The sequence below is a fragment of the Pseudomonas sp. 28 E 9 genome (genome assembly GCF_900004785.1).
Lineage (GTDB): Bacteria > Pseudomonadota > Gammaproteobacteria > Pseudomonadales > Pseudomonadaceae > Aquipseudomonas > Aquipseudomonas orientalis_A.
Genome location: NZ_CVTK01000029.1, coordinates 65,177 through 86,400 on the forward strand (window position 1 = coordinate 65,177; position 21,224 = coordinate 86,400).

A 21,224-nucleotide genomic window follows, 5' to 3' on the forward strand; every position below is an offset into this window, starting at 1 on the left:
CCGGCGGTTAATGTTCACTCCATCGAGTCACCCAACAGGGACTCGCCAGGGCCTCAGGGCCTGACCGCTCTTTAACAGTCTGACGTGACCACCGCGACGTACCCAGGCCATTACCTGGGTCGGAAGAAGCTAAATCGCCGCCCATGCAGCCTCTGGATAGCTGCCGTACTCCCTCATGTGAGTACGCGAAACCACGCACAAACCTGCAAAGCATCGAACACGAAATGTGCTAACGCCGGTGAGAGACGACTCGGACCAGCGCGTGGTGGAGACAACAGATTTCACTGGCAGGCCTTCGCAAGAGGGCCTGACGGGAAATCAAACCAGCGAAAGAGGAATCACCATGTTAGGCAAATTGTTCGGCAAGAAATCCGGTCAGGCGCGCGCAGCAGTCTCCAAGCTGGCCAACCGTGACCTGATGGAAGCGGTGGTATACGGCTCGATCTACGTTGCGGCCGCCGACGGCGACCTGGAAGACAGCGAGCTGTCGAAGATCGAAACCATCCTCAGCAACAACCCGGCGCTTCAGGGCTTCGGCGCTGAGCTGTCCAACACCATCGACCGCGCCAAGACCGACTTCAAGTCTGGCGCTCGTATCCTGCGCCAGAACGCCGAGAAAGAGCTCGGCGACCTGGCCCACTCGCCGGCCGAGGCGCTGACAGTCCTCAACGTCATGCTGACAGTGGCCGAGGCTGACGGCGAGATCGAAGCCGCCGAGCTGACCGCCCTGGAGCGTAGCGCCAAGCTGCTCGGCCTGAACCTCAAAGACCACCTGTAATCATGCTGCGCAGGCTCAGCAACAAAGCGCGCGCCATGGCGGCCTACGGGCTCGCCGGTGGCGTTGTCTTCGTCGATTCGGCAAGCCGCATCCTCTCAATGGTTGGCGACTTGGTACTGGTCGCTATGCTGCTGGTGGTGCTGATGGCTGGCAAGGAGAAATCCAGTGAAATCAAAAAGTAGTTCATCCGGTACCAGTGGCGGCGTGGGTTTGCTGGGCTTGCTCGGCATCCTATTCGTTGGACTCAAGCTCACCGGCTACATCGACTGGTCATGGTGGTACGTAACCATGCCGTTCTGGGGTGCGTTTGCAGTCGTCATTGTTGTCGGTGCGCTATGCCTTATCGGCTGGCTGCTGATCAGGCTATTGAGCGCGAAGCGTTAGGCATCACTTATGCTCATTCAATGAGTGGGCAGCAGCATGACGGACCTTTTCACTGATGCCCATCCAGAGCGGTGGGCATCGGGAAAATCACCGAGGGCAAGACGATGGAAAGCTACAAGCACTATCAACAAGCGAAGCTCAACACGAAGTCTGCCTTCGAATGGATGGCAAACAAAGACAAGATCGACTCGCAGAACCATAAGCCTTATGTCCTGAACAAAGTCAGCGTCAGCGCAGAGTACTGCGGACAGGCTTACGCGGGGGCTACGAACTATCACAAGTCGCCAGAGGCATTTAATACCGCGCTTGAAGTCGTGATTCGGATGGAGTTTGGAAGACTTAGTCAGCTTGCTTTGGAGCGGCTGCGAGACGTTGAGCGTGTAGCGCTTATTGGCTGCGAGGATGATATCTCCGCGATAACCGACGAAATTGCCACCGCAAAAGCTGCTCAGTAACAACCAGCGCCACGACCGCCTGTCGTTAACTGCCCGATCCTCTCTATGAGAGCGCATCGGGGTGTGATTTGGAGTTTGCCTCGGCGGATCAGGGGCGCCCTGCGTGCGGGGTGGTGTCGACTAGGTAGCGCTGCCGAAATCGACGTAATTCTTTTGGGTTCGAATCCCTACCAAATCACACCCCGATGCGGACGAAACTGCGGCCTATAACCGCCCACCTGCATCACCGGCGAATAGCTCAACCCGCATTGCGCAGGGTCAGCGCCAACCTGGTATTGGCGAGCTACCTTGATCTGGCACAAGCGCCGTGACAGCCGGGAAAGACCGGCACCCATTCCATAGGGGGCCACTGCCTTCCCAGTGAGCGAGCAACGGAGGATCACCATCATGGACTAGCCAATAGCTGCCCGACGCCACATGCGCCCGGCAGTCACGTACGAAGGTAAAGCCCGGGCAATGTTCGGGCTTTTTTATGCGCCCCTATTACGTCAGCACTCCTCCCCCGCGCCCATCGGCAAACAGCGGGAGGCATGAGTGTTGATGAATACAGGCGAACCAACGAATGGAGAGAGTCATGAAACTTTTCGCCAAATCTACTGGGCTACTAGCCCTTAAGCCTGAGCGAGTCGAAGCCTGCAGGGCTGCTGGCGTGACCATTCTTGGACTGCTTGAGCGCATGCCTGAAGGTGGGATCTTGATTGCCGATACTCGCCCTCGGAAATTCGTTGGTGGTCGCGGCCCTGCTGACCCGGCTGCAACGATGCTTTACGTCGGCGGCGTGTTCAAGCCTGAGAAAACCTTCTATTTCGAGAGCTTTGAGCGCGCGCTAAACAAGGCGTTAAAGCTCGCCGCCTAACCCCAAACACTGGAGGTCGCCATGGCCCGCACTTACGAATATTGGACGGTCAAGGATGGCGAAGACATCGCTATCAAATTGACCGTCGCATATTACTCGGCCCGGAAAGGAAATTTCAGTTCGCAAGCCGCCGATCCCGATGAGTACTTCGGCCATTGCGAAATCAATTGGGAGTCGAAGGACGACACCAGCTTCATGAATGAATCCGAGATTGCCTCGATGGAGGAATGGCTTGTAAACGAGCATTCCGAGTATCTGGCCGACCAAGACTATTACGACTGACCCGCCACCCTGGAGGCGACCATGAACGCAGCATTGAAGATATGCCAGGAGCGTTACGACGCTCAGTTGCCGCCTCCAGTGAGCGAGTCGGCGGTGGAGATTGCCCGCATGGAGTGGCTGTACAACGCCACTGAGCAGCTGGTGCGCTTCGGTCAGGACGTGAAGGTTCAGCGGCGCCTGCGCAGGCCTCAGGTCGTCACGGTCGCTGAACTGGCACTGGCGGCGGACGAGCTGGCGAACAACCGGCAGGCGAGCTGTGAGGTCGGTACTCCGGCGCTCGGCTGGCTGCTGATCGCCAACAACTGCGGCCGGGCTGACAAAGACGCCGCCGCCGACTTGCTGGGGCGAAGCGATCATCCCTTCGGCAAGCTTGGCGAAATTGCAGAGGCCCTACTTCGGCCCCTCGCTGACGATGCACTGGCCGCACAGGCCGAGGACGACGAACTATGAACACCCATACCGCCCTCGCCCGCCTTGGCCTGGAAATCGCCAAGATGAAGAAGTCGTGCACTCCGGTACCTGATCGAACCTTCGTGATGGGCATGATCGAAATGGCCGAGTTCGCCGATCTGGTCGATTCCCCTACCGCCAACCGTTACCGCGATGCGCTGGACGCTAAGTTCGTCGAGCGCAATGCAGAGCTTAAGAGGGCCGCAGCATGACTACCGCGCCAGTTAAATCGCTCATCGACAGCCAGCTCGACGACATCGAGTCGAAAATCGCAATGCTTGGCTTCGGCCTTCCCTTTAATGAACTCATCGGCCGCAAGCGCGAAGACCTGGTGCGCGATCTGCCGCAGCGTCTGGCGCCGACAATGAAGGGCGGACGGATCGCGGTGAGGGTTCGGCCGTGACAACCCGCCAGCGAACCCGGCGCCTACTCATCTGGCGCGGCTCGCTCCCCGTCCTCGCCCTCTTCACCTTCCTGATGTTGCTCAGCGCCCTCGCTGATCGAATCACTCAATAACCAACACCTTCAATCGCTGCGAGCATCGCGGCAAGGAATCCCCATGTCCGCAGTAACAGAACTGGCAGTAGTGCCACCGAAAGAAACCGCACTGACAGTGTTCAGCACGACCAATGGGCTTGACCCCTGGCTTCAGCAGGTTCGGGCAAAGGTTGACGAGTTCAACAAGGTGCTGCCAGATCTTACAACCCGCAAGGGTCGCGAAGCTTATGCCTCAATGGCGCACCAGATCGCCAAATCGAAAACCGCGCTTGAGGCAGTAGGCAAAGAGATTTCAGCCAAGCAAAAGGAAATCCCCAAGCTGATCGACGCCGAGCGCAAGCGCGTATGGGACACACTGGAGTCGTGGCAGAAGGAAGTTCGCAAACCGCTCGACGACTGGCAAGCCGCCGAAGACGCCCGCGTCGGAAAACATAACGACGGTATCCAGCGCATTAAGGACATGGCGCTGTTTGGCGAAACGCCGCCGGCGTCCGTGGTTGCCCGGGTAATCGCCGACCTCGAAGCCATTGAAATCAACGACACATGGGAAGAGTTCCTGCCCGAAGCCGCCCAGGTGAAAGACCAGACTCTGGCGAAGCTGCGCACCCTGCACACCGAGCGCATCCAGTATGAAGCCGAGCAGGCAGAACTGTCCCGCCTGCGTGCCGCCGCCGAAGAACAGGCCCAGCGCGACCGCGATGCAGAGATTGCACGGGTAGCCGCCGAACAGGCCCGGCTCCAGGCCGAGCAGCAGGCCCAGGCAGAGCGCGAAGCTGCCGCACGGCGTGAACAGGAACTGCTGGACCAGGCCGCCGCCACTCAGCGCGCCGCTGCACAGGCTGCGCTCGACGCAGAGGCAGCCGCCGAACGCCAACGCCTGCAACTGGAACTACAGGCCGAACAGGCACGTACAGCGGCAGCCCAGGCAGAAGCAAGCCGTGTCGCTGCCGAACAGCGCGCCGAGCAAGACCGACTCGCGGCCATCCGCCGACAAGAGGAAGCCGTGGAGCAGGCTCGACTGGCTGAGGTTGCCCGGGCGAACGCAGCGGCAGACGAAATACTGCGCCAACAGCAGGAGCGTCAGGCTGATGTAGCGCACAAGTCGAAAATCCTGGGCGAAGCCAAGCAGGCTTTGATCGGCATGAACATCAGCGAAGAGCTGGCCAAGGCCATCGTCCTGAAGATCGCGCGCGGCGAAGTGCCGAACGTATCCATTCAATTCTGAGGTTGCCATGACTAACTCAGCCCTGGCCGAGCGCGCCGAGACTCGGCAGGTCGCCAGCCCGGCGGCCACCAACGAATCAACCGCGATGCTGACAATGATCCAGCGGGCCGCGACCGACCCAGCATTCGATGCAGACAAAATGCAGAAGATGATGGAGATGTACGAACGCCACACGGATCGTACGGCGGCGGCAGCCTTCAATGCGGCAATGGTTCGGGCCCAATCTGAAATCGGCCCGGTGTTTCGCGACAAATTCAACGCGCAAACAAATAGCGCTTATGCCGCGCTTGAGTCGATTGATCGGAAGATTTCGCCGGTGTACACGCTCCACGGGTTTTCGCTGTCGTTTGGAACTGGTGATAGCCCATTGGCAGGCCATATCCGCACCGTATGCGACTGCATGCATGAGGCCGGGCATACAAAGACCTATCACGTCGATCTCCCTATCGACTCCGCGGGGATCAAAGGCAGCGTAAACAAGACTGGGGTGCATGCAAGCGGCTCAACCTTCAGCTATGCCAGGCGCTACCTGACGATGATGATCTTCAACGTCGTGCTGACGAACGAAGATAACGACGGAAACGGCGACGAGGGCCAGCCTCAAAGCCTTGGGGAGCTGATGAACCTATGGATCCCAAAAGCCTACGCAGCTGACTCCAAAGAATCGCTCACGGCAATCTGGCAAGAGGGGGTCAAGGCCTCTCAGGACCTGAAAGTCACCGACAACAAGACAGCAACCGATCTTTACGAGGCTTTGAAAGTCGCCGTCACCACTCGCGGCTCGCAACTCAGCGCCGCGCCGCAAGAAGGAGCAAGCCAATGATCATCGTCAACTGCACACAAGGGTCCGCCGAGTGGCTTCAAGGACGCGCCGGGGTGATCACCGCCAGCATGTTCAGCACTGCTCGCTCCAAAGTAAACGGGCTGACTGCGCAGCAGCGCAAGTATGTGGAGGCAATGCTCGCTGGACACAGTGAAGTCCGCGCCCGTGATATGGCCGGCTACAAGGCTGCGCCAAAAGCAGAAGTCGTTCAGCGCACTCTGGACGGAGAAAAAGTCGGCGAGCCGTCGAATGCGGCCCTGTCGTACGCCTTTGAGCTAGCGGTAGAGCGTATCGGCGGTGCGCCACTGGATGGCGGGTTTGAGACTTGGCAAATGCGCCGAGGGCATGAACTCGAACCAGAGGCGCGAATGGAGCATGAGATCCAGACCGGCCTCATCGTCACCCAGGTTGGCTTGGTGAAGACCGACGACGGCGTGTTCGGCGCCAGCGCGGATGGATTCATCGGCGACGACGGAGGCTCGGAGTACAAGTGCTTCCTGGCGCCCGACAAGCTTCGCTCCTTTCACATCGACAACGATGCCAGCGAGGTGATTGACCAGGTGCAGGGCTGCATGTGGATCACTGACCGCAAGTGGTGGCACATCGGGATGTACTGCCCGCTACTCAAGGCGGTAGGCCGCCAGCTCTGGTGGAAAGAATTCCAGCGGGACAATGACTACATTGAAAGCCTCGAAGAAGACCTGTGGGAATTCAAACTGCTGGTCGACGGGTACGAGGCGGCGCTCAGGAGCAAAGCAGCATGATCAGCATCCTACAGAACGAAGTGGAACGCCTTCGGCCGGCATCCAGCGAACTGGCCGCCGCTGTTGAGCAGTTCTTGGCCGCCGGCGGGCAGATTGAAGAAGGCCCGGCCAGCGGCTACATCCCCAAGCCAATTACCTACAGTAACCAGATGCCGCCTGCGCCGAAGCCGTTTGTTCGGCGCCGCGTCGAACCGGTACCGGAAAGGCTGCCCACCAAGCTTGAAGAGCAGATCGAAGCGCGCAAGCAACGCTTGGCGAAGGTGATGGAACTGGCGCCGCATCACACCCAGGGCGAAATCGCCACGATGATCGGTGTCAGCCGCCGGTCGCTGCTGAATATGTCGCGGGAATTCAGCTTCAAGTTCAAAACCTCGCCTCGTGGCAGGCATGGCAACCCCGAGCACATGAAAGCGCTCGCCGATCGAGACGCCAAGCTGGCAGAGCGCATCAAGGCATTCATGGAGCTCGGAATCAGCCGCCGGAAGGTCTGCGGGAAACTCGGGATCAACACGAAGACCCTGGCCCGCATCCTCGCAAATCACGCGATCGACTATCCATTGTCGGCTCCAGGCGGAAAACGATGCGCCGCATAGCCCGCACCCAGCAACGCAAACGTCAAACCTGGCTCGCACTGCCGGCCAGCGGAATAGAAGAGGTAGGCCATGGCAGCAGTACCGCAGAAAGAACGCTCGGCCAAGTCTGCCAGGAAGCGCGTGGCGAATGCCGAAGAGGAATTGAGGCTCAGGGTTCGCCCCGGAACGCGCCAGGCGCTGGCCGATCTGATGGAGTGGTCAGGCATTTCTGAGCAAGGCGAGGCGATGACGTTGATGATTCATCGCTTGCACGAACTGGGCTCAAAGTCCAAAGCGATACTTGAACCGCCGCGCCACGAATTCGAGATAACCGAAAACGTGGCGCGGGAATTCCGAAATAAAAGCCTTCTCGCCATCCAGAAAGACCCGGGCGACGAAATCATCGAACCCGCATAAACCACCCTACTCGCTGCATCCGGTAACCGGAGGGCGGCGCCTATCTGAGGTAATCGCATGAAAACCGAAATGATCACCCTGAAGCACGGTGACGCGTCTATCAAGATGCCCGCGTCGTCCCTGGCAAAGCTGGCCATGGCCAGCGTGTTCGCTCAGATGTTGCCACCGGCGGCGAATGTGCAGGCGGTAGCTCCGTCCTCCGTACCGGAAATCGGCCACCCATGGGCAGGCCAGGGCGGTCTCAACGGCGGCTTTGTTCAAGCTCGCGGCGACGTGCCAGCGCATTACCTGATCATCGCCACCAAAGACGTTGGCGACCATGAATGGGGCGGCCGTGGAGTGGAACTGAAAGGCCTGAGTAAGACCGACGGATACACCAACACCCAGGTGCTGATCGGTAACGACGACGAGCGCAAGTATCCCGCCGCTGACGCGTGCGCCGAGTACCAGGCCGATGGTCATCATGACTTCTACCTGCCGGCCGCTGCCGAGCTGTACCAGGGCTGGCTGAACTGTCCCGAGGTGTTCGCCCAGGACTGCTACTACTGGTCGAGTTCGCAGCGCTCAGCCTACTACGCATTCGGCATGGGCTTCGATGATGGCGGTCAGTACGGCACCGGCAAGGGCGACGAGCTCCGTGTCCGCCCCGTCCGCAGATTCTTTATTTAATCCTTCATTCATTCGTTCTTGATCCGGCACACCAGGGCGCACAGCGCCTTTTTTGTTGCCTTCGAAAAGAGGAAGCACCATGTCCGCAGTTGAGAAAGCAGCAGTAACCATCCCGGAAATCGGCCAGGCCTACGGCGGCGGCTTCGTCAGCGGCATTACCCGCGACCCGGTAACCGGCAAGCGCGCCCTACACATCACTGCCGGCGCAGCGCATGAGCTGGTCGGTAAGTGGGGCGAGTACGGCGTGAAGATCGAAGGCGCCGACAGCTTCACAGACAGCCTGCCCAATACCCAGGCCATGGCAGCGGCCGGCAGCGAACTGGCGGCGAAGGTGCTGGACCTGAACATTAGCGGCTTCACCGACTGGGCGATCCCGGCTCGCGACGTTCAGGAGCTGCAATACCGTCACTTCAAGCCGACAACCGAAGAGAACTGGGAGAACTCGCGCAACGGTGAAAACCCGCACAGCGAACCGTTGGGCCAGCTGTATAGCGCCGAAGACCCACTGCAAACCGTTCATGCCGCCTTCCAGGAGGGTGGCGCCGAAGCCTTCCGTGACACCTGGTACTGGTCGAGTTCGCAGCGCTCAGCCACCAACGCTTTCTACATGACATTCGGTGATGGCTATCAGTACTTCGGCGCCAAGTTCAGCGAGCTCCGTGTCCGCCCCGTCCGCAGTGAATTTATCGATTAATTCGCTTATTTAATCCGGTCGCTTGCGGCCGGTTGCTTTTGCTTTTTGGAGCTGTACCGCAATGGGAATGCACACCGATCTGTCGATCTACCGGGCCGCCATGGGCCTCTTGCACATGGCAACCCTCCTGACTCGCAATATCCCGCGAGACCTCAAACAATCGCTGGGCAAGCGAGTGATCGACGAATGCATCGAGGTCGTGATGCTGATCGCCCGTGCAAACGCAACCCAGGACAAGCGACCACACCTGACCCTGCTGGTCGAGAGGGTTCAAGTGGTCGAGTTCCTGATGCGCCTATTCAAGGACAGCCGATTTATCAGTGTCGAACAGCATGCCAAGGCGATAGAGGTAACAGCCTCCGTCGGTAAGCAAGCCAACGCCTGGAAACGCTCCACCCCAACCGCGCCCGCTACCTGAAGGTTACGGCTTTCTGGTCTGTGCGAATTGAATCTGGTCGTGCCGCTGACCTGATAGGTCACCGCCATGCGCATCAGGGATACCGACGGTCTAAAGCGTCCGTGCAGGTCTCGCGCAGTTTCCTTGCTGATCGGCTATGCCTTCGGCTTGGTGACGTAGATAGCACGATAGGTCGCAGCGCTCAGCCAACAACGCATTCAACATGAACTTCGATGATGGCAATCAGAACAACAACGACAAGTTCAGCGAGCTCCGTGTCCGCCCCGTCCGCAGATTCAACTTTGGGTCCCTACCCGTTTCAGGATTTGGTTCAGGCCTATTACGACTGCCGGCGCACCAAGCGCAACAGCGACAGCGCGCTGGCTTTCGAAATGAACCTGGAGCGGAACCTGATCCAGCTACACGACGACCTGATTGCCGGCACTTACCGGCCAGGCCGATCCATTTGTTTCGTGGTCACCCGCCCGAAAGCCCGCGAAGTTTGGGCAGCAGCCTTCCGGGACCGCGTCGTCCACCACCTCATGTACAACCATGTGGCGCCGCGCTTCTACGCCAGCTTCATAGCGGACAGTTGCGCATGCATTCCAGGGCGCGGCACGCTGTACGCCGCGAACCGGCTTGAATCGAAGATCCGGAGCGCCAGCGAGAACTGGTCGAAGCCAGTCTTCTACCTCAAGTGCGACCTGGCCAACTTCTTCGTCGCCATTGATAAGGCGGTGCTGCGCAAGCAGCTGGAAGCCAGAATCACCGAACCCTGGTGGTTGGCCCTGGCTACGCAGATCCTCATGCACGACCCGCGCGAGGATTACGAGACCCGCAGCCCGGCGCACTTGTTCAACCGGGTACCGCAGCACAAGCGTCTGGTAGCGCAGCCTGCCCGCCTCGGCCTGCCGATCGGCAACCTGTCCTCGCAGTTCTTCGCCAACATCTACCTCGACGCCCTGGACCAGTTCGCCAAGCACACGCTGCGCGCCAAGCACTACATCCGGTACGTCGATGACTTCGTGTTTTTGCATGAGTCACCGCAGCAGCTCAACCAATGGATGGCCGAGGTCGAATCATTCCTGCCCAGGCTCGGCGCCAAGCTGAACCCCACGAAGACGATACTGCAGCCTGTGGATCGCGGCGTCGACTTCGTTGGCCACGTCATCAAGCCATGGCGCCGCACCACTCGCAAGCGATCTCTAGCCCAGGCACTGAAGCGAACAGCCGCAGCGCCCGCCGAGGATCTGCGCGAGACAGCAAACAGCTACTTCGGCCTGCTCAGTCAGGCCAGCCACAGCCATACGGACCGGGCGGCTCTCGCCCGCGTCGTGCTGAAGCGCGGCAACAGCGTGAACGCAGCGCTGACCAAGACCTTCCAGAAGAAATAACTCCAACCCCATATCAATGAATCACGCCAGCCGGCGAGGATCCCCTATGCCTACTCACAACATCGTCAGCATGAGCGGCGGTAAAGACAGCACGGCTACGCTGCTGGTCGCCCGCGAGCTGGATGTGCCGAACCTCAGCGCTGTAGTAGCTGACACCGGGCATGAGCATCCAGAGACTTACGACTACATCCACTACCTGGCGGAAGCCACTGGCGTTCCCATCCGGTGGGTGAAGGCAGACTTCTCCAGGCAGATCGCCGGCAAGCGCAAATTCATCGAGACCAAGTGGCGCGAAAAAGGTGTAGCGGAATCGGTGGTGCTGGGCGCTTTGGAGGTTCTCCACCCTACCGGCAACCCATTCCTAGACTTGTGCCTGTGGAAAGGCCGGTTCCCCAGCACCAAAGCGCGCTTCTGCACCGACGAACTCAAGCGCAATCCAATCATCGAGCAGGTATACCTGCCGCTCATGGATGGCGAAAACATGCTGCTGTCCTGGCAAGGCGTTCGGGCTGATGAGTCGCCGGCCCGGAAGTACCTACCAGAGTGCGATGAGGTTGGAGGCGGCCTGTTCAACTACCGGCCCATTTTGAAGTGGACGGTTGATTCGGTCTTCGAGGCTCACCGGGCCGCCGGCATCAAGCCGAACCCGCTGTACTTGCAAGGCTGCAATCGCGTTGGCTGCATGCCCTGCATCATGTGTGCGAAAGACGAACTCAGGCAAATAGCCGCAAGGTGGCCAGAGGAAGTTGACCGTGTACGCGAGTGGGAACGCCTGGTGAGCATCGCCAGCAAGCTCGGCGCCGCCACGTTCTTCGCCACAGTGACCGACCCCACCGTCAGGTCGGACGACAAGGTGAGTGCAGTCACGCACGGCATTGACCGAATCGTCGACTGGAGCAACACCGCCCGCGGCGGCCGCCAGTTCGACATGGTCGACCTGATCGCCCGCACCGACAGCCAGAACAGCTGCTCTTCAGCTTACGGCCTTTGCGAATAACTCCCCGCCCCACTCCACCGCCCGGGCATGGCCCGGCAAGGACTCCCCGTGAAACGAATTTACCTCAGCGGCCCTATGACCGGCCTGCCCGACCTAAACTTCCCGGCCTTCGCCAGTATGACCGACAGCCTGCGCGCAGGCGGTCACACCGTCACCAACCCCGCCGAGCTCAATCCGGACGGCGGCAGTTGGAACGACTGCATGCGCCGCGACATTGCCGCCCTGATGGAGTGCGACACCGTGGCCACCCTGCCCGGCTGGGAGCATTCAAAGGGCGCGTGCCTGGAAGTCCTGATCGCCAAACGCCTCGGCATGACCGTTGTGGATGCCCATGATCTGGTAACGAGGGAGGCTGTATGAGCGAGGTAAAAAGCTTCTGGTGCCACGAGGCATCTAACGTCTTGTGCGTGCGGGCCTCAGACTTCGACAACTTGACCCGCCTGTTTCTGGACGCCGCCGAGCGCGCCGTTGCTTCGGAGCGCCGCGAGAAGGAACTGCAACAGCGCCTGACCGCAGCGGATGAGCGGGCGGATAGCTTTGATCGGCTTTACACCTCATCGCTTGATGAGCGCGATCAACTACAGCAGCGGGTGGATGTGCTGGAGGCTTGGTGCCGAAAAATCATGAACAGTTCGGAGACGCTGCTATCGACAGCGCACGAAGAAGAGCTTTTCGGCCTGGTTGAGCCGGCAGATGCGGGCGGCTATGGCCTGGATGATCAGCCCTGCTGCACGGTTTCGCCCGAGGATCAGGCGCTGCTTGACGCTGGCGACTACACACCGGAAGAGCTGTTCGGCATCGGCGGAAAGCCTTCCTGCCCGAAGTGCGCCAAGCCCTAACCCAACTCCCCGCCTACTGCTGGTGCCTGCTGGCACTGGAACAACTGATTTGCTGAGGTGATTTATGCAGCAGAAATCGAATGACTTTGTAAAAATTGTCCATGTCTGCGAGCGATGCCGAAAGAATGGGGTTGCGTGTCTTACGCCGCAGGATCGCTGCCACTTCAAGAAGAGCAAGAAGCCATGACCACCAACCAAACGATTGACGGCGTGCTGGCGCCGCTTGAGCTGCTGGCGGCCTTCGCGACATACGTGGCGGATAGTCCTAATGCAATTATGCGGGCAAGAGCAAAGGAGCTGCGCACCCTGCTGGATGCGCCTACCGATCCTACGTCAGCACTCAACCGCGCTTGGCAGGCTGGCTACGATACCGGCTACTACGCGAAGAACCCGGCTCACGAGCGGCCAGCCGCCCAGCCCCAGGGCGAGCCGGTGGCACGCCACCCTGACGCAATCATTGAGGGCGTGATGACCTCGGTTGGTATAACCCACGCGATCTACGCCAGCACTGTTTCGCTCAAGCATGGCGATCAGGTGAAGCTCTACGCCGAGCAGCCCGCGCCGGTAGTGTCGGTGCCTGAACGCCTGGTCATGACCGACGGCCTGCACAGCTATGAGTACGTCACCGGCCACAATGACGCAATCGGCAAGATGCTCGGCGTCAAACCCTAAAGAGTACGGATGTACTCCACCCGCAGAACCTGTAACCCCTCCCCTTTCAAAGTCAGCCGCTATAGCGGCAAGGACAAGTGTTGCCGTGAGCATCATCGACGACGTAATGACCGACAAGATCACCCTGCACGGCCTGGGCTTTGTGCAGGTCCAGCTGGAAGGCAATCAACGCCTGCACGTCTGGCACCCTGAACTGCCCAGGCGTGCCTGCTTTGCCCACTCTGCGATCCACGACCACCGCTTCAACTTCACCTCCCGCGTAATCGTCGGTACTCAGTTGAATCACTGCTTCAAGATGGAGCGATGCGACGACGGGGCCTACATGCTTTATCTGCATGAAGGTTCGCGCACTGCCGGCGGCGGGAGGCCATGGACACCTGATGGCCGGGCCAATCTGGTTATCGACGGTGAGTTCAAGGTAGCGGCGGGCAATGACTACAACACCATCGCCTACGACTACCACGCTACTACGCCGGGCGGTGATGGTCGGGTGGCGACGATCATGGCGAAGCGAGGCGAGTACCCGGCAGGCGCCCACTCGACCTGCACTTTCGGCGTTCAGCCAGACACTGACTTCGATCGCTACCAGTGGTCACCGACCCAGCTCTGGGAAATCGTCTCCGATGTGATGCTCGGCCAGCGGGTGACGCCATGATCGCCACCCTCTGGTTCGCCTACGTCCTCATCTACAAGGGGCCAAGGCCATGACGCAGCCAATGCAGGAACAGTTTGAGCAGGCGTTCAGCGATGACAACGGCAAGCTGCCGGTATCGTTCATCAAGCTGCAGCGCCTTGGCGATAGCTACAGCGTGCCGCGGGTTGCCCGGGCCTGGTACTGGTTCAAGCGCTCCCGCGAAATTCTGGTGGTGGACCTGCCGACGGTTGGCCCTTCGCCGGAACCGCCGGAAGACGCCATCGACGACAGCTTCCTTGATGCCCATCACGCCAAGATACGCATGCGCAATGGCTGCCTCATGGCCATTAAAGCTGCTGGCATCACAATCGCGGGGGAGTCGAATTAATGAGCATAGTTCGCGAAAACTTGATGACTCGCCCCGGCTACACCCCGTACTGCGGCAACGGTCATTGCAGTATGCCGCGCACCAATTGGACAGGCGAACAGTTCAAGTGCCCTTATTGCAACTGGGTGTCGCAGTTCCCGGCGGACTTCATCGCTGAGTACAAAGCAAAGTGGCACGCAGCGGTGAAGTCGTGAAGCGTTTCTTCCGGCGCAAAGCCGAAGCCTGGCTGATCCTGCTGGCAGCCAAGATCCTGATAGACCGCAACGTCCAGCGCGCAGCAGTGGTATCCCGCCGCGACAACAACGAGATGTGGAGCATGGCCGAAAAGCTCGAAGCCATCGCTCAGCGCATCAGCAAGAACTACCCCTAGCCCCAATCCCCCTACATGCCTGCCGGTGAGCGGCGGGCGAGGTATCACCATGAGCGAATTCCAGCTCTATCTTGGCGATTGCCTGGAGGTCATGAAGCAGTTGCCCGACGCCAGCGTCGATATGGTGCTGGCTGACCTGCCATACGGCACCACGCAATGCGCCTGGGACACCATCATCCCGCTTGAGCCGCTTTGGCGTGAGTACTTGCGGATCGCCAAGCCAGAGGCGGCCATCGTATTGTGCGCGGCCCAGCCGTTCGCGTCGATGCTGGTAGCGAGCAACCCGAAGCTCTATCGGTATGAGTGGATCTGGGAGAAAGGAAACGCCACCGGCTTTCTCAACGCCAAGAAGCAACCGCTTCGGGCTCACGAAAGCGCCCAGGTTTTCTATCGCAAGCAGCCGGTTTACAACCCGCAAATGTCCAGCGGTCACGAACGCAAGACGGCCAAGCGCAAGACGGTCAACTCCGAGTGCTACGGAAAGGCCCTGGCCCTGACTGAATACGACTCGACAGAGCGGTACCCGCGCTCGGTGCAGTTCTTCTCCAGCGACAAGCAGGCCGGCAGCTTTCACCCGACCCAGAAGCCTGTGGCCTGGATGCAGTTCCTGATCAGCACCTACACGCAGCGCGGCTCGGTGGTGCTGGATAACACGATGGGCAGCGGCACCACCGGCGTGGCCTGTATGCAGCTGGGTCGGCGGTTCATCGGCATCGAGCAGGACCGCGAAATCTACGTGACCGCGAGCCAGCGAATCAACGAAGCGATCGCCATCCGCGACACGCCGGTACCGCAAATCGATCTGTTCGCAACAGCCTGACCCTACCAACCCACCTTCTGCCGCCAAGCGCGGCAAGGACACCCCATGTTCGCTATGAAACTCACCCTGATACTGCTGGGCGCTTTGCTGTACCTGGTAGGAACACTCGGCTGGTTCGGCTGGTTCTGGCTCGACCTGCTGGACACCGGAACCACCGAGGCACTGATCTACGCCTTCGCCGGTACCTGCGCCTGGCTGCTGATCACCTTTGGCCTGGCAATCCACATCATCAAGACAGCGCGGCCCACGGTGGGCGCAAGGAGAGAGCCATGAACAGGGCAGAAAATATCGACCGCTTCCTGCGCCTGGATGAGGTGCTTCACACGACAGGCCTAGGGCGCAATACCGTTTATCGTCGGATCAGGGAGGGCACCTTCCCAAAACAGGTTAGAATAGGCCCCAACTCAGTCGCCTGGCGCCAGTCGGCAATTGCTGAATGGATGACCTCAATTACGCCCAGCAACGACCAATCAGTACATTGATCAGTACACCAGTAACTGACAAACGCACAGACCCCTTTAAAACCCTGCCTTACAGGTTATACCGTGGAAATCTTCAAAGAGTTTACGTTCGAATCCGCCCACCGCCTGCCCCACGTCCCGGACGGCCATAAATGCGGGCGCCTGCACGGGCATTCGTTCAAGGTGGCGATCCACTTGAGCGGCGACCTGGATCCCCATACCGGCTGGATTCGCGACTTCTCGGAAATCAAGGCGATCTTCAAGCCGCTCTACGAGCGTCTGGACCACAACTACCTCAATGACATCCCCGGCCTGGAAAACCCCACCAGCGAAGTGCTGGCCAAGTGGATCTGGGTTGAATTGAAACCCTTGCTGCCGGAACTCAGCGCGATTCGCATCCATGAGACGTGCACCAGCGGCTGCATTTATCGCGGCGAGTAAGCGATCCAGCGTTGAAGAACCACCTGCGGGTGGTTTTTTTACGCCTGGTCGCAGCTGATCCAATTTGTTTCACGACTGCACTGCTTTCGCGCTTGATAGGCCACCTTGAACCCTCGCGCCGACGCCCTTCCTGCGCTTGGCTGTCGATACACCGCTGCCGAAGGCTTGGCACGCTCGGTGCAACAGGCCTGCGTCTTCATTCAGGGAGCAAGGCACATGACCCAGCAAGAATCCGGCAACGATTACCCGCTCAGTGAAGTGCCGCTGCATGCGCGCAAGGGCCTTGCGTCCACGGCCATGGTGCTGCTGGGGTTCACGTTTTTTACGGCAACGATGTTTGCCGGCGGCAAGCTGGGGGTGGCCTTCAGTTTTACCGGCATGCTCGGCGTCGTGGCCCTGGGTAACCTGCTGCTGGGTATATACGCCGCAGGGCTGGGGTACATCGCCTTCAAGAGCGGCCTGAACTCGGTATTGATGGGGCGGTTTTGCTTTGGTGAAATCGGCAGCAAGCTCAGTGACCTGATCCTCGGTTTCACCCAGATTGGCTGGTACGCCTGGGGCACCGCCACCGCCGCCGTGGTGCTGGGCAAGTATTTCGCGTTGAGCCAGGGCAGCGTGCTGGCCTTGATGGTGGTGTTTGGCCTGGTGTTCTGTGCGACCGCGTACGTGGGGTATCGCGGGCTGGAAATCCTGTCCTATATCGCGGTGCCCGCCATGGGCCTTTTGCTGTTGCTGTCGATGTGGGTCGCCACCGTGAAGGTCGGCGGGCTGGACGGCCTGCTGGCGGTGGTGCCGACCGCAGAGTTGGACCTGTCCACGGCGATCACCCTGGTATTCGGCACCTTTGTCAGCGGCGCGACCCAGGCCACCAACTGGACGCGGTTCTCCCGCTCGGCCAGGGTTGCGGTGCTGGCCAGCCTGATCGGTTTTTTTATCGGCAACGGCCTGATGGTGCTGATCGGCGCCTACGGCGCCATCGTCTATCAGCAACCGGATGTGGTGGAAGTCCTGCTGTTGCAGGGGTTCGCCATGGCAGCGATGGCCATGTTGCTGCTCAATATCTGGAGCACCCAGGACAACACCATCTACAACTTCGCCGTCGCCGGTTGCAACCTGCTGCGCACCCGGCGGCGCAAAACCGTGACCCTGGCCGGTGCGGTGATCGGCACCCTGCTCGCCTTGCTGGGCATGTACGACATGCTCGTGCCGTACCTGATTCTGTTGGGCACGGTGATCCCGCCGATTGGCGGGGTGATCATGGCGGACTTCTTCTATCGCTATCGCGGCCAGTACCCACGCCTGGCAGATGCCCGCCTGCCCGCGTTCAACTGGCCCGGGCTGACGGCGTACGCGGTAGGTACGCTGCTGGCGTTCAACTCGCCCTGGGTTGCACCGCTGGTGGGGATCGCGGCCGCGTCGCTCACCTACGTACTGCTCAGCACCGTACTGCGCGTGCGCGCACCGCTGGCTGACGTCCAGGCATGAGCCTGGGCACCGCCAATGGTAATCTGACGGTCGCCTGATTGAATTTAGCCAAGAGGAACTTGACCATGCACATCATCAATGCCCGCCTGCGCGACCGTGAAGGCCTGCATGATCTGCACCTGGAACACGGCCGGATCGCCAGCATCACCGCGCAAACAGGCGTACCGATGTTAATGGCCGGCGATCTGGATGCCGCCGGCAACCTGGTGATCCCGCCCTTCGTCGAACCGCACATCCACCTGGATGCCACGCTCACCGCCGGCGAACCCCGCTGGAACATGAGCGGCACCCTGTTCGAAGGCATCGAATGCTGGGGCGAACGCAAAGCCACCATCACCGAGGAAGACACCAGGACTCGCGCGAAGAAAACCATCCAGGCCCTCGCCGCCCACGGTATCCAGCATGTGCGCACCCACGTCGACGTGACCGACCCGGACCTCACCGCGCTCAAGGCCATGCTGCAAGTGCGTGAAGAAAGCGCGCACCTGATCGACCTGCAAATCGTGGCCTTTCCCCAGGAAGGCATCGAGTCGTTCCGCAATGGCCGTGAACTGATGGAAGAAGCCATTCGCCTGGGCGCCGACGTCATCGGCGGCATCCCCCACTTCGAGTACACCCGCGATCAAGGGGTGAGTTCGGTGAAGTTCCTCATGGACCTGGCCGAACGCACCGGCTGCCTGGTAGACGTGCATTGCGACGAAACCGATGACCCGCATTCACGCTTTCTTGAGGTGCTGGCCGAAGAAGCGCGCAGCCGCGACATGGGCGCCCGCGTCACCGCCAGCCACACCACCGCCATGGGCTCCTACGACAACGCCTACTGCGCCAAACTGTTTCGTCTGCTGGGCCATTCCGGCATCAGCTTCGTCTCCTGTCCCACCGAAAGTATCCACCTGCAAGGTCGCTTTGACAGCTTCCCGAAACGCCGAGGGGTCACCCGCGTCAACGAACTGCTCGAAGCCGGCATGAACGTGTGTTTCGGCCAGGACTCCATCGTCGACCCCTGGTATCCCTTGGGCAACGGCAACATCCTGCGGGTATTGGAAGCCGGTTTGCACATCTGCCATATGCTCGGCTACCGCAACCTGCAGAGCGCCCTGGACCTGGTCACCGACAACAGCGCCAAGGCCATGGCGCTCGGCGACCGCTACGGCCTGGCACCCGGCCGACCGGCCAACCTGTTGGTGCTGTCGGCAGACAGTGACTATGAGGTGATTCGCAGCCAGGGCCTGCCGTTGTATTCGATCCGCAACGGCAAGGTGCTGATGAAGCGTCAGCCGGCCCAGGTTGAATTTATGTAACGCGGCGCTAGACGATCGAGTCGATGTCCAGCACTTGCGCTTTGCCCAGGTCGCTGTGGATGGGTGAAGGGATACTGGCAACCTGGGACAACACTCGGTTTTCCCGGTGCGTGAACCAGCGCTTGAGGCCCTGTTGCAGGTGGGCGCCCTGGGCGTGGCTGCCATACACATCGCGCCCATCAAGACGGCGCCAGCGCAGGCTGGCCAGGCGCTCGCGACTGGTATGCAAGCGGTCGATCTCTGCATTCAAAGCGTCGTTATGCTCATGGCTACGGTCGTTGGCCGGCCGCATGCGGGCCAGTTCGCGGCGTTTGGCCCTCAGTTGCTCGCGCATGTCTTCGAGCGCTCGATCAAGCCACTCCAATTCCCTCGCAGTGACCAGAGGACCCTGGCTATCCAGGGTTTGCTGCCAGCGGCGCAATGTCGCCCAGGCCGCAGGAATATAGCTGGCGGTCATGAAGTGCTGGTTGGCCTGGAAGAGCTGCCTCAACAGGTTGTCGCGGTCGGGCATGTCGCCGTGCAACCGCAACGCCCGATTGCAGCCCAGTTCCTGGATCGATTCACAGCCAGGTTTCCATAGCACCGAAGAATGCGTGCCATCCGGGAGTGTGATAGGCATGAAGTGCTGTTGTTCGCCATGGTGCTGGTAGGCATTGCCACCGACGCGCACCAGGCCGGCGGCGAACAGCAAACCGCCGGCCGTGGGCGCACTGAACAGGGTGACAGCCCCGGGCACCCACAGCTTGGCAGTGGTGTTCATCCACGGCGCCGGGACACTGGGGACAGGGTCGTTATGGTTGACGATTCGATGGTGAACCAGGGCAGAGGCGCCGGCGATAAATTCGGAATCGGCGGCGCGGGGGGCACCGTAGGTGTAGAGGAGTGGGTTGTAATGGGCGTCCGGGATTCGGCGCAGTCCTTCAGCCAGCAGCAGGGCGATCGCGCCACCCAGGCTGTGGCCGCAGATGACAACACGTTGACCGATGTGATATCGCGAAAGGTAATCCAGAACAAAGTGAAACGTGGCTTGGAATGCTTGGTAAAAACCTCGGTGAGCTTTACCTGCGCCTTCGAGGAAAGGGACTTGATGAGCATCTGCGTCGCGTAAAGCGTCCGCGCCACTGGCAGTGCCACGGACAGCTATGAGTACAACCTCATCGTGATGGCAGATAAAAGCTTGCGTGTCAGTTCCGGATTCAACGTCGTTAAAAAAATGTATACGCTGCGGATGCTCACCAGGCGGGTGATTGCGCTCATATAATTCAGGGTCGAAAGGCAGAATCTCAAAGCGACGAGAGTAGGCTACGTCTTCATACAGTGGATAAAACCGCTGTACTTGTTTTGAGTCGAACTTCCAAGCCTCCCGGTAGCATGACAACTGTTCTACAAACACGTTTCCTATGCTCGGGTTCAGCGGAAAAGTGACCGTATCCGCAACTCCGGTTGGGGGATCCTGACCAAATTCGCAATAACTCAATGTGGCCATGAGCGCCAACTGGTAAAGGTTCAGTGCACAAAACTGATCATCAGTGGAAATAATTGGCCGTAGCGCTCGTAAAGGACGCACCTCCAAAACCGTAAATTGGTTTGGGAATAGCACCACCCCTTTGAATAAGGACTCAGGAGGACCAAACCCCAGGTCCGCCATCATCTTGAGCGCATTGCGCGTGGGCCGGTGAGCCCCAGACGACGTTGGAGGTAAGTGGGCTTTGTACCGAACCAAATCACTTACCTCCACCTGATAAAAACAGTCTGCTTTTTGCCGTGCCGGGTTACCGTCGACACATGGGCCATCGCTGCTTAGAAAAAAAGTTTGCTCCGCGCGTACTTGAAGCTCCGTAATGGGCAAAGGGTAGTCAAGCCGTTTCATAAGCGTGATATAGGGTATTTCTGTTCCCGAATAAGGCTCATCCATCATGAGAACTACCGGGCCACAATAGATACCCTCCAGCCTGGTAAAACCATCCCCATCCAGCCGCCCCCTGTATTGTTTCCCAACACTGTCCTGGAGAGTATAAAGCAGACCACCGTAGGCCTTGCCGCTCCCGGTTTCATCAACGAGCCCCAAAGACAACCAATCTCCGCGTAATGGGCAAGCGGGCATCCTGTCGTTAAAAAACTGCTGCTTCCATGCATCCTGTTTCATCAACCTTTTCCC

At 59.7% G+C, this 21,224-nt stretch carries 32 protein-coding genes; 31 read left to right on the forward strand and 1 reads right to left on the reverse strand.

Features of this window, described 5'->3' with window-relative positions; genetic code table 11:
* The first annotated feature begins 343 nt into the window (after positions 1–343).
* From BFQ00_RS06165 to codA, 31 genes are all read left to right on the forward strand, one after another.
* Positions 344–778, forward strand: a complete 435-nt coding sequence (locus tag BFQ00_RS06165) for a tellurite resistance TerB family protein (protein ID WP_065932930.1) — start codon at positions 344–346, stop codon at positions 776–778.
* Positions 779–780: 2 nt separating this feature from the next.
* Positions 781–960 (forward strand): hypothetical protein, encoded by a 180-nt coding sequence (locus BFQ00_RS06170; protein WP_065932931.1) that lies wholly within the window; start codon positions 781–783, stop codon positions 958–960.
* Positions 944–1,162 carry a hypothetical protein gene (locus BFQ00_RS06175; protein WP_083227299.1) on the forward strand — a complete coding sequence of 73 codons (219 nt, stop codon included), beginning with the start codon at positions 944–946 and terminating at the stop codon, positions 1,160–1,162. The genes BFQ00_RS06170 and BFQ00_RS06175 overlap by 17 nt, the downstream gene beginning before the upstream one ends.
* A 104-nt stretch (positions 1,163–1,266) precedes the next feature.
* Positions 1,267–1,617 (forward strand): hypothetical protein, encoded by a 351-nt coding sequence (locus tag BFQ00_RS06180; RefSeq protein ID WP_139114971.1) that lies wholly within the window; start codon positions 1,267–1,269, stop codon positions 1,615–1,617.
* Between the two features lie 574 nt (positions 1,618–2,191).
* Positions 2,192–2,473: a hypothetical protein gene (locus BFQ00_RS06185; protein WP_065932934.1), complete on the forward strand. Its 282-nt coding sequence runs from the start codon at positions 2,192–2,194 to the stop codon at positions 2,471–2,473.
* A 21-nt stretch (positions 2,474–2,494) separates the two neighbouring features.
* A complete protein-coding gene (locus BFQ00_RS06190; protein ID WP_065932935.1) occupies positions 2,495–2,755 on the forward strand; it encodes a hypothetical protein in 261 nt (86 codons plus the stop codon).
* A 21-nt stretch (positions 2,756–2,776) separates the two neighbouring features.
* Positions 2,777–3,205: a hypothetical protein gene (locus tag BFQ00_RS06195; protein WP_065932936.1), complete on the forward strand. Its 429-nt coding sequence runs from the start codon at positions 2,777–2,779 to the stop codon at positions 3,203–3,205.
* Positions 3,202–3,417 (forward strand): hypothetical protein, encoded by a 216-nt coding sequence (locus BFQ00_RS06200; protein WP_065932937.1) that lies wholly within the window; start codon positions 3,202–3,204, stop codon positions 3,415–3,417. The genes BFQ00_RS06195 and BFQ00_RS06200 overlap by 4 nt, the downstream gene beginning before the upstream one ends.
* Entirely contained in the window at positions 3,414–3,608 is a 195-nt protein-coding gene (locus tag BFQ00_RS06205) for a hypothetical protein (protein WP_065932938.1), read from the forward strand. The genes BFQ00_RS06200 and BFQ00_RS06205 overlap by 4 nt, the downstream gene beginning before the upstream one ends.
* Positions 3,609–3,764: 156 nt before the next feature.
* Positions 3,765–4,928, forward strand: coding sequence for a hypothetical protein (locus BFQ00_RS06210; RefSeq protein WP_065932939.1), 1,164 nt, complete (start codon positions 3,765–3,767; stop codon positions 4,926–4,928).
* Between the two features lie 7 nt (positions 4,929–4,935).
* On the forward strand, positions 4,936–5,751 hold the full coding sequence (locus tag BFQ00_RS06215; protein ID WP_170827536.1) for an ERF family protein: 816 nt from the start codon (positions 4,936–4,938) through the stop codon (positions 5,749–5,751).
* The gene (locus BFQ00_RS06220; RefSeq protein WP_065932940.1) at positions 5,748–6,515 is read left to right on the forward strand and encodes a lambda exonuclease family protein; all 768 of its coding nucleotides are present in this window, start codon (positions 5,748–5,750) and stop codon (positions 6,513–6,515) included. Before BFQ00_RS06215 ends, BFQ00_RS06220 begins: the two co-directional genes overlap by 4 nt.
* Positions 6,512–7,108 carry a hypothetical protein gene (locus BFQ00_RS06225; RefSeq protein ID WP_065932941.1) on the forward strand — a complete coding sequence of 199 codons (597 nt, stop codon included), beginning with the start codon at positions 6,512–6,514 and terminating at the stop codon, positions 7,106–7,108. The genes BFQ00_RS06220 and BFQ00_RS06225 overlap by 4 nt, the downstream gene beginning before the upstream one ends.
* A 69-nt stretch (positions 7,109–7,177) precedes the next feature.
* A complete protein-coding gene (locus tag BFQ00_RS06230; protein ID WP_065932942.1) occupies positions 7,178–7,504 on the forward strand; it encodes a hypothetical protein in 327 nt (108 codons plus the stop codon).
* 57 nt (positions 7,505–7,561) lie between these two features.
* Complete coding sequence (locus tag BFQ00_RS06235; protein ID WP_065932943.1) at positions 7,562–8,173, forward strand: DUF1566 domain-containing protein; 612 nt, start codon at positions 7,562–7,564, stop codon at positions 8,171–8,173.
* Between the two features lie 79 nt (positions 8,174–8,252).
* A complete protein-coding gene (locus tag BFQ00_RS06240) occupies positions 8,253–8,867 on the forward strand; it encodes a DUF1566 domain-containing protein (protein WP_065932944.1) in 615 nt (204 codons plus the stop codon).
* Between the two features lie 61 nt (positions 8,868–8,928).
* Complete coding sequence (locus BFQ00_RS06245) at positions 8,929–9,285, forward strand: four helix bundle protein (RefSeq protein ID WP_065932945.1); 357 nt, start codon at positions 8,929–8,931, stop codon at positions 9,283–9,285.
* Positions 9,286–9,656: 371 nt separating this feature from the next.
* Entirely contained in the window at positions 9,657–10,658 is a 1,002-nt protein-coding gene (locus BFQ00_RS06250) for an RNA-directed DNA polymerase (protein WP_256535881.1), read from the forward strand.
* Between the two features lie 46 nt (positions 10,659–10,704).
* A complete protein-coding gene (locus BFQ00_RS06255) occupies positions 10,705–11,655 on the forward strand; it encodes a phosphoadenosine phosphosulfate reductase domain-containing protein (protein ID WP_065932947.1) in 951 nt (316 codons plus the stop codon).
* A 48-nt stretch (positions 11,656–11,703) separates the two neighbouring features.
* The gene (locus BFQ00_RS06260) at positions 11,704–12,015 is read left to right on the forward strand and encodes a DUF4406 domain-containing protein (protein WP_065932948.1); all 312 of its coding nucleotides are present in this window, start codon (positions 11,704–11,706) and stop codon (positions 12,013–12,015) included.
* The gene (locus BFQ00_RS06265) at positions 12,012–12,494 is read left to right on the forward strand and encodes a hypothetical protein (protein WP_065932949.1); all 483 of its coding nucleotides are present in this window, start codon (positions 12,012–12,014) and stop codon (positions 12,492–12,494) included. The genes BFQ00_RS06260 and BFQ00_RS06265 overlap by 4 nt, the downstream gene beginning before the upstream one ends.
* Positions 12,495–12,677: 183 nt before the next feature.
* The gene (locus BFQ00_RS06270) at positions 12,678–13,166 is read left to right on the forward strand and encodes a hypothetical protein (protein WP_065932950.1); all 489 of its coding nucleotides are present in this window, start codon (positions 12,678–12,680) and stop codon (positions 13,164–13,166) included.
* A gap of 106 nt (positions 13,167–13,272) precedes the next feature.
* Positions 13,273–13,821, forward strand: a complete 549-nt coding sequence (locus BFQ00_RS06275) for a hypothetical protein (RefSeq protein ID WP_083227302.1) — start codon at positions 13,273–13,275, stop codon at positions 13,819–13,821.
* Between the two features lie 49 nt (positions 13,822–13,870).
* Complete coding sequence (locus BFQ00_RS06280; protein ID WP_139114972.1) at positions 13,871–14,188, forward strand: hypothetical protein; 318 nt, start codon at positions 13,871–13,873, stop codon at positions 14,186–14,188.
* Positions 14,189–14,378: 190 nt separating this feature from the next.
* Positions 14,379–14,558 (forward strand): hypothetical protein, encoded by a 180-nt coding sequence (locus tag BFQ00_RS06290; protein ID WP_065932954.1) that lies wholly within the window; start codon positions 14,379–14,381, stop codon positions 14,556–14,558.
* Between the two features lie 49 nt (positions 14,559–14,607).
* Positions 14,608–15,378 (forward strand): DNA-methyltransferase, encoded by a 771-nt coding sequence (locus tag BFQ00_RS06295; RefSeq protein WP_065932955.1) that lies wholly within the window; start codon positions 14,608–14,610, stop codon positions 15,376–15,378.
* 45 nt (positions 15,379–15,423) lie between these two features.
* Positions 15,424–15,651, forward strand: a complete 228-nt coding sequence (locus BFQ00_RS06300; protein ID WP_065932956.1) for a hypothetical protein — start codon at positions 15,424–15,426, stop codon at positions 15,649–15,651.
* Entirely contained in the window at positions 15,648–15,860 is a 213-nt protein-coding gene (locus tag BFQ00_RS06305) for a helix-turn-helix transcriptional regulator (RefSeq protein WP_044483140.1), read from the forward strand. Before BFQ00_RS06300 ends, BFQ00_RS06305 begins: the two co-directional genes overlap by 4 nt.
* A gap of 63 nt (positions 15,861–15,923) precedes the next feature.
* On the forward strand, positions 15,924–16,280 hold the full coding sequence (gene queD / locus BFQ00_RS06310) for a 6-carboxytetrahydropterin synthase QueD (protein ID WP_065884039.1): 357 nt from the start codon (positions 15,924–15,926) through the stop codon (positions 16,278–16,280).
* Positions 16,281–16,496: 216 nt separating this feature from the next.
* The gene (gene codB, locus BFQ00_RS06315) at positions 16,497–17,765 is read left to right on the forward strand and encodes a cytosine permease (protein WP_065932957.1); all 1,269 of its coding nucleotides are present in this window, start codon (positions 16,497–16,499) and stop codon (positions 17,763–17,765) included.
* Between the two features lie 65 nt (positions 17,766–17,830).
* Positions 17,831–19,066: a cytosine deaminase gene (codA, locus tag BFQ00_RS06320; protein ID WP_065884035.1), complete on the forward strand. Its 1,236-nt coding sequence runs from the start codon at positions 17,831–17,833 to the stop codon at positions 19,064–19,066.
* Positions 19,067–19,073: 7 nt separating this feature from the next.
* On the opposite strand, the gene BFQ00_RS06325 is transcribed toward codA, so the two are convergent.
* Complete coding sequence (locus tag BFQ00_RS06325) at positions 19,074–21,212, reverse strand: lipase family protein (protein WP_065884033.1); 2,139 nt, start codon at positions 21,210–21,212, stop codon at positions 19,074–19,076.
* Between the last annotated feature and the right edge of the window lie 12 nt (positions 21,213–21,224).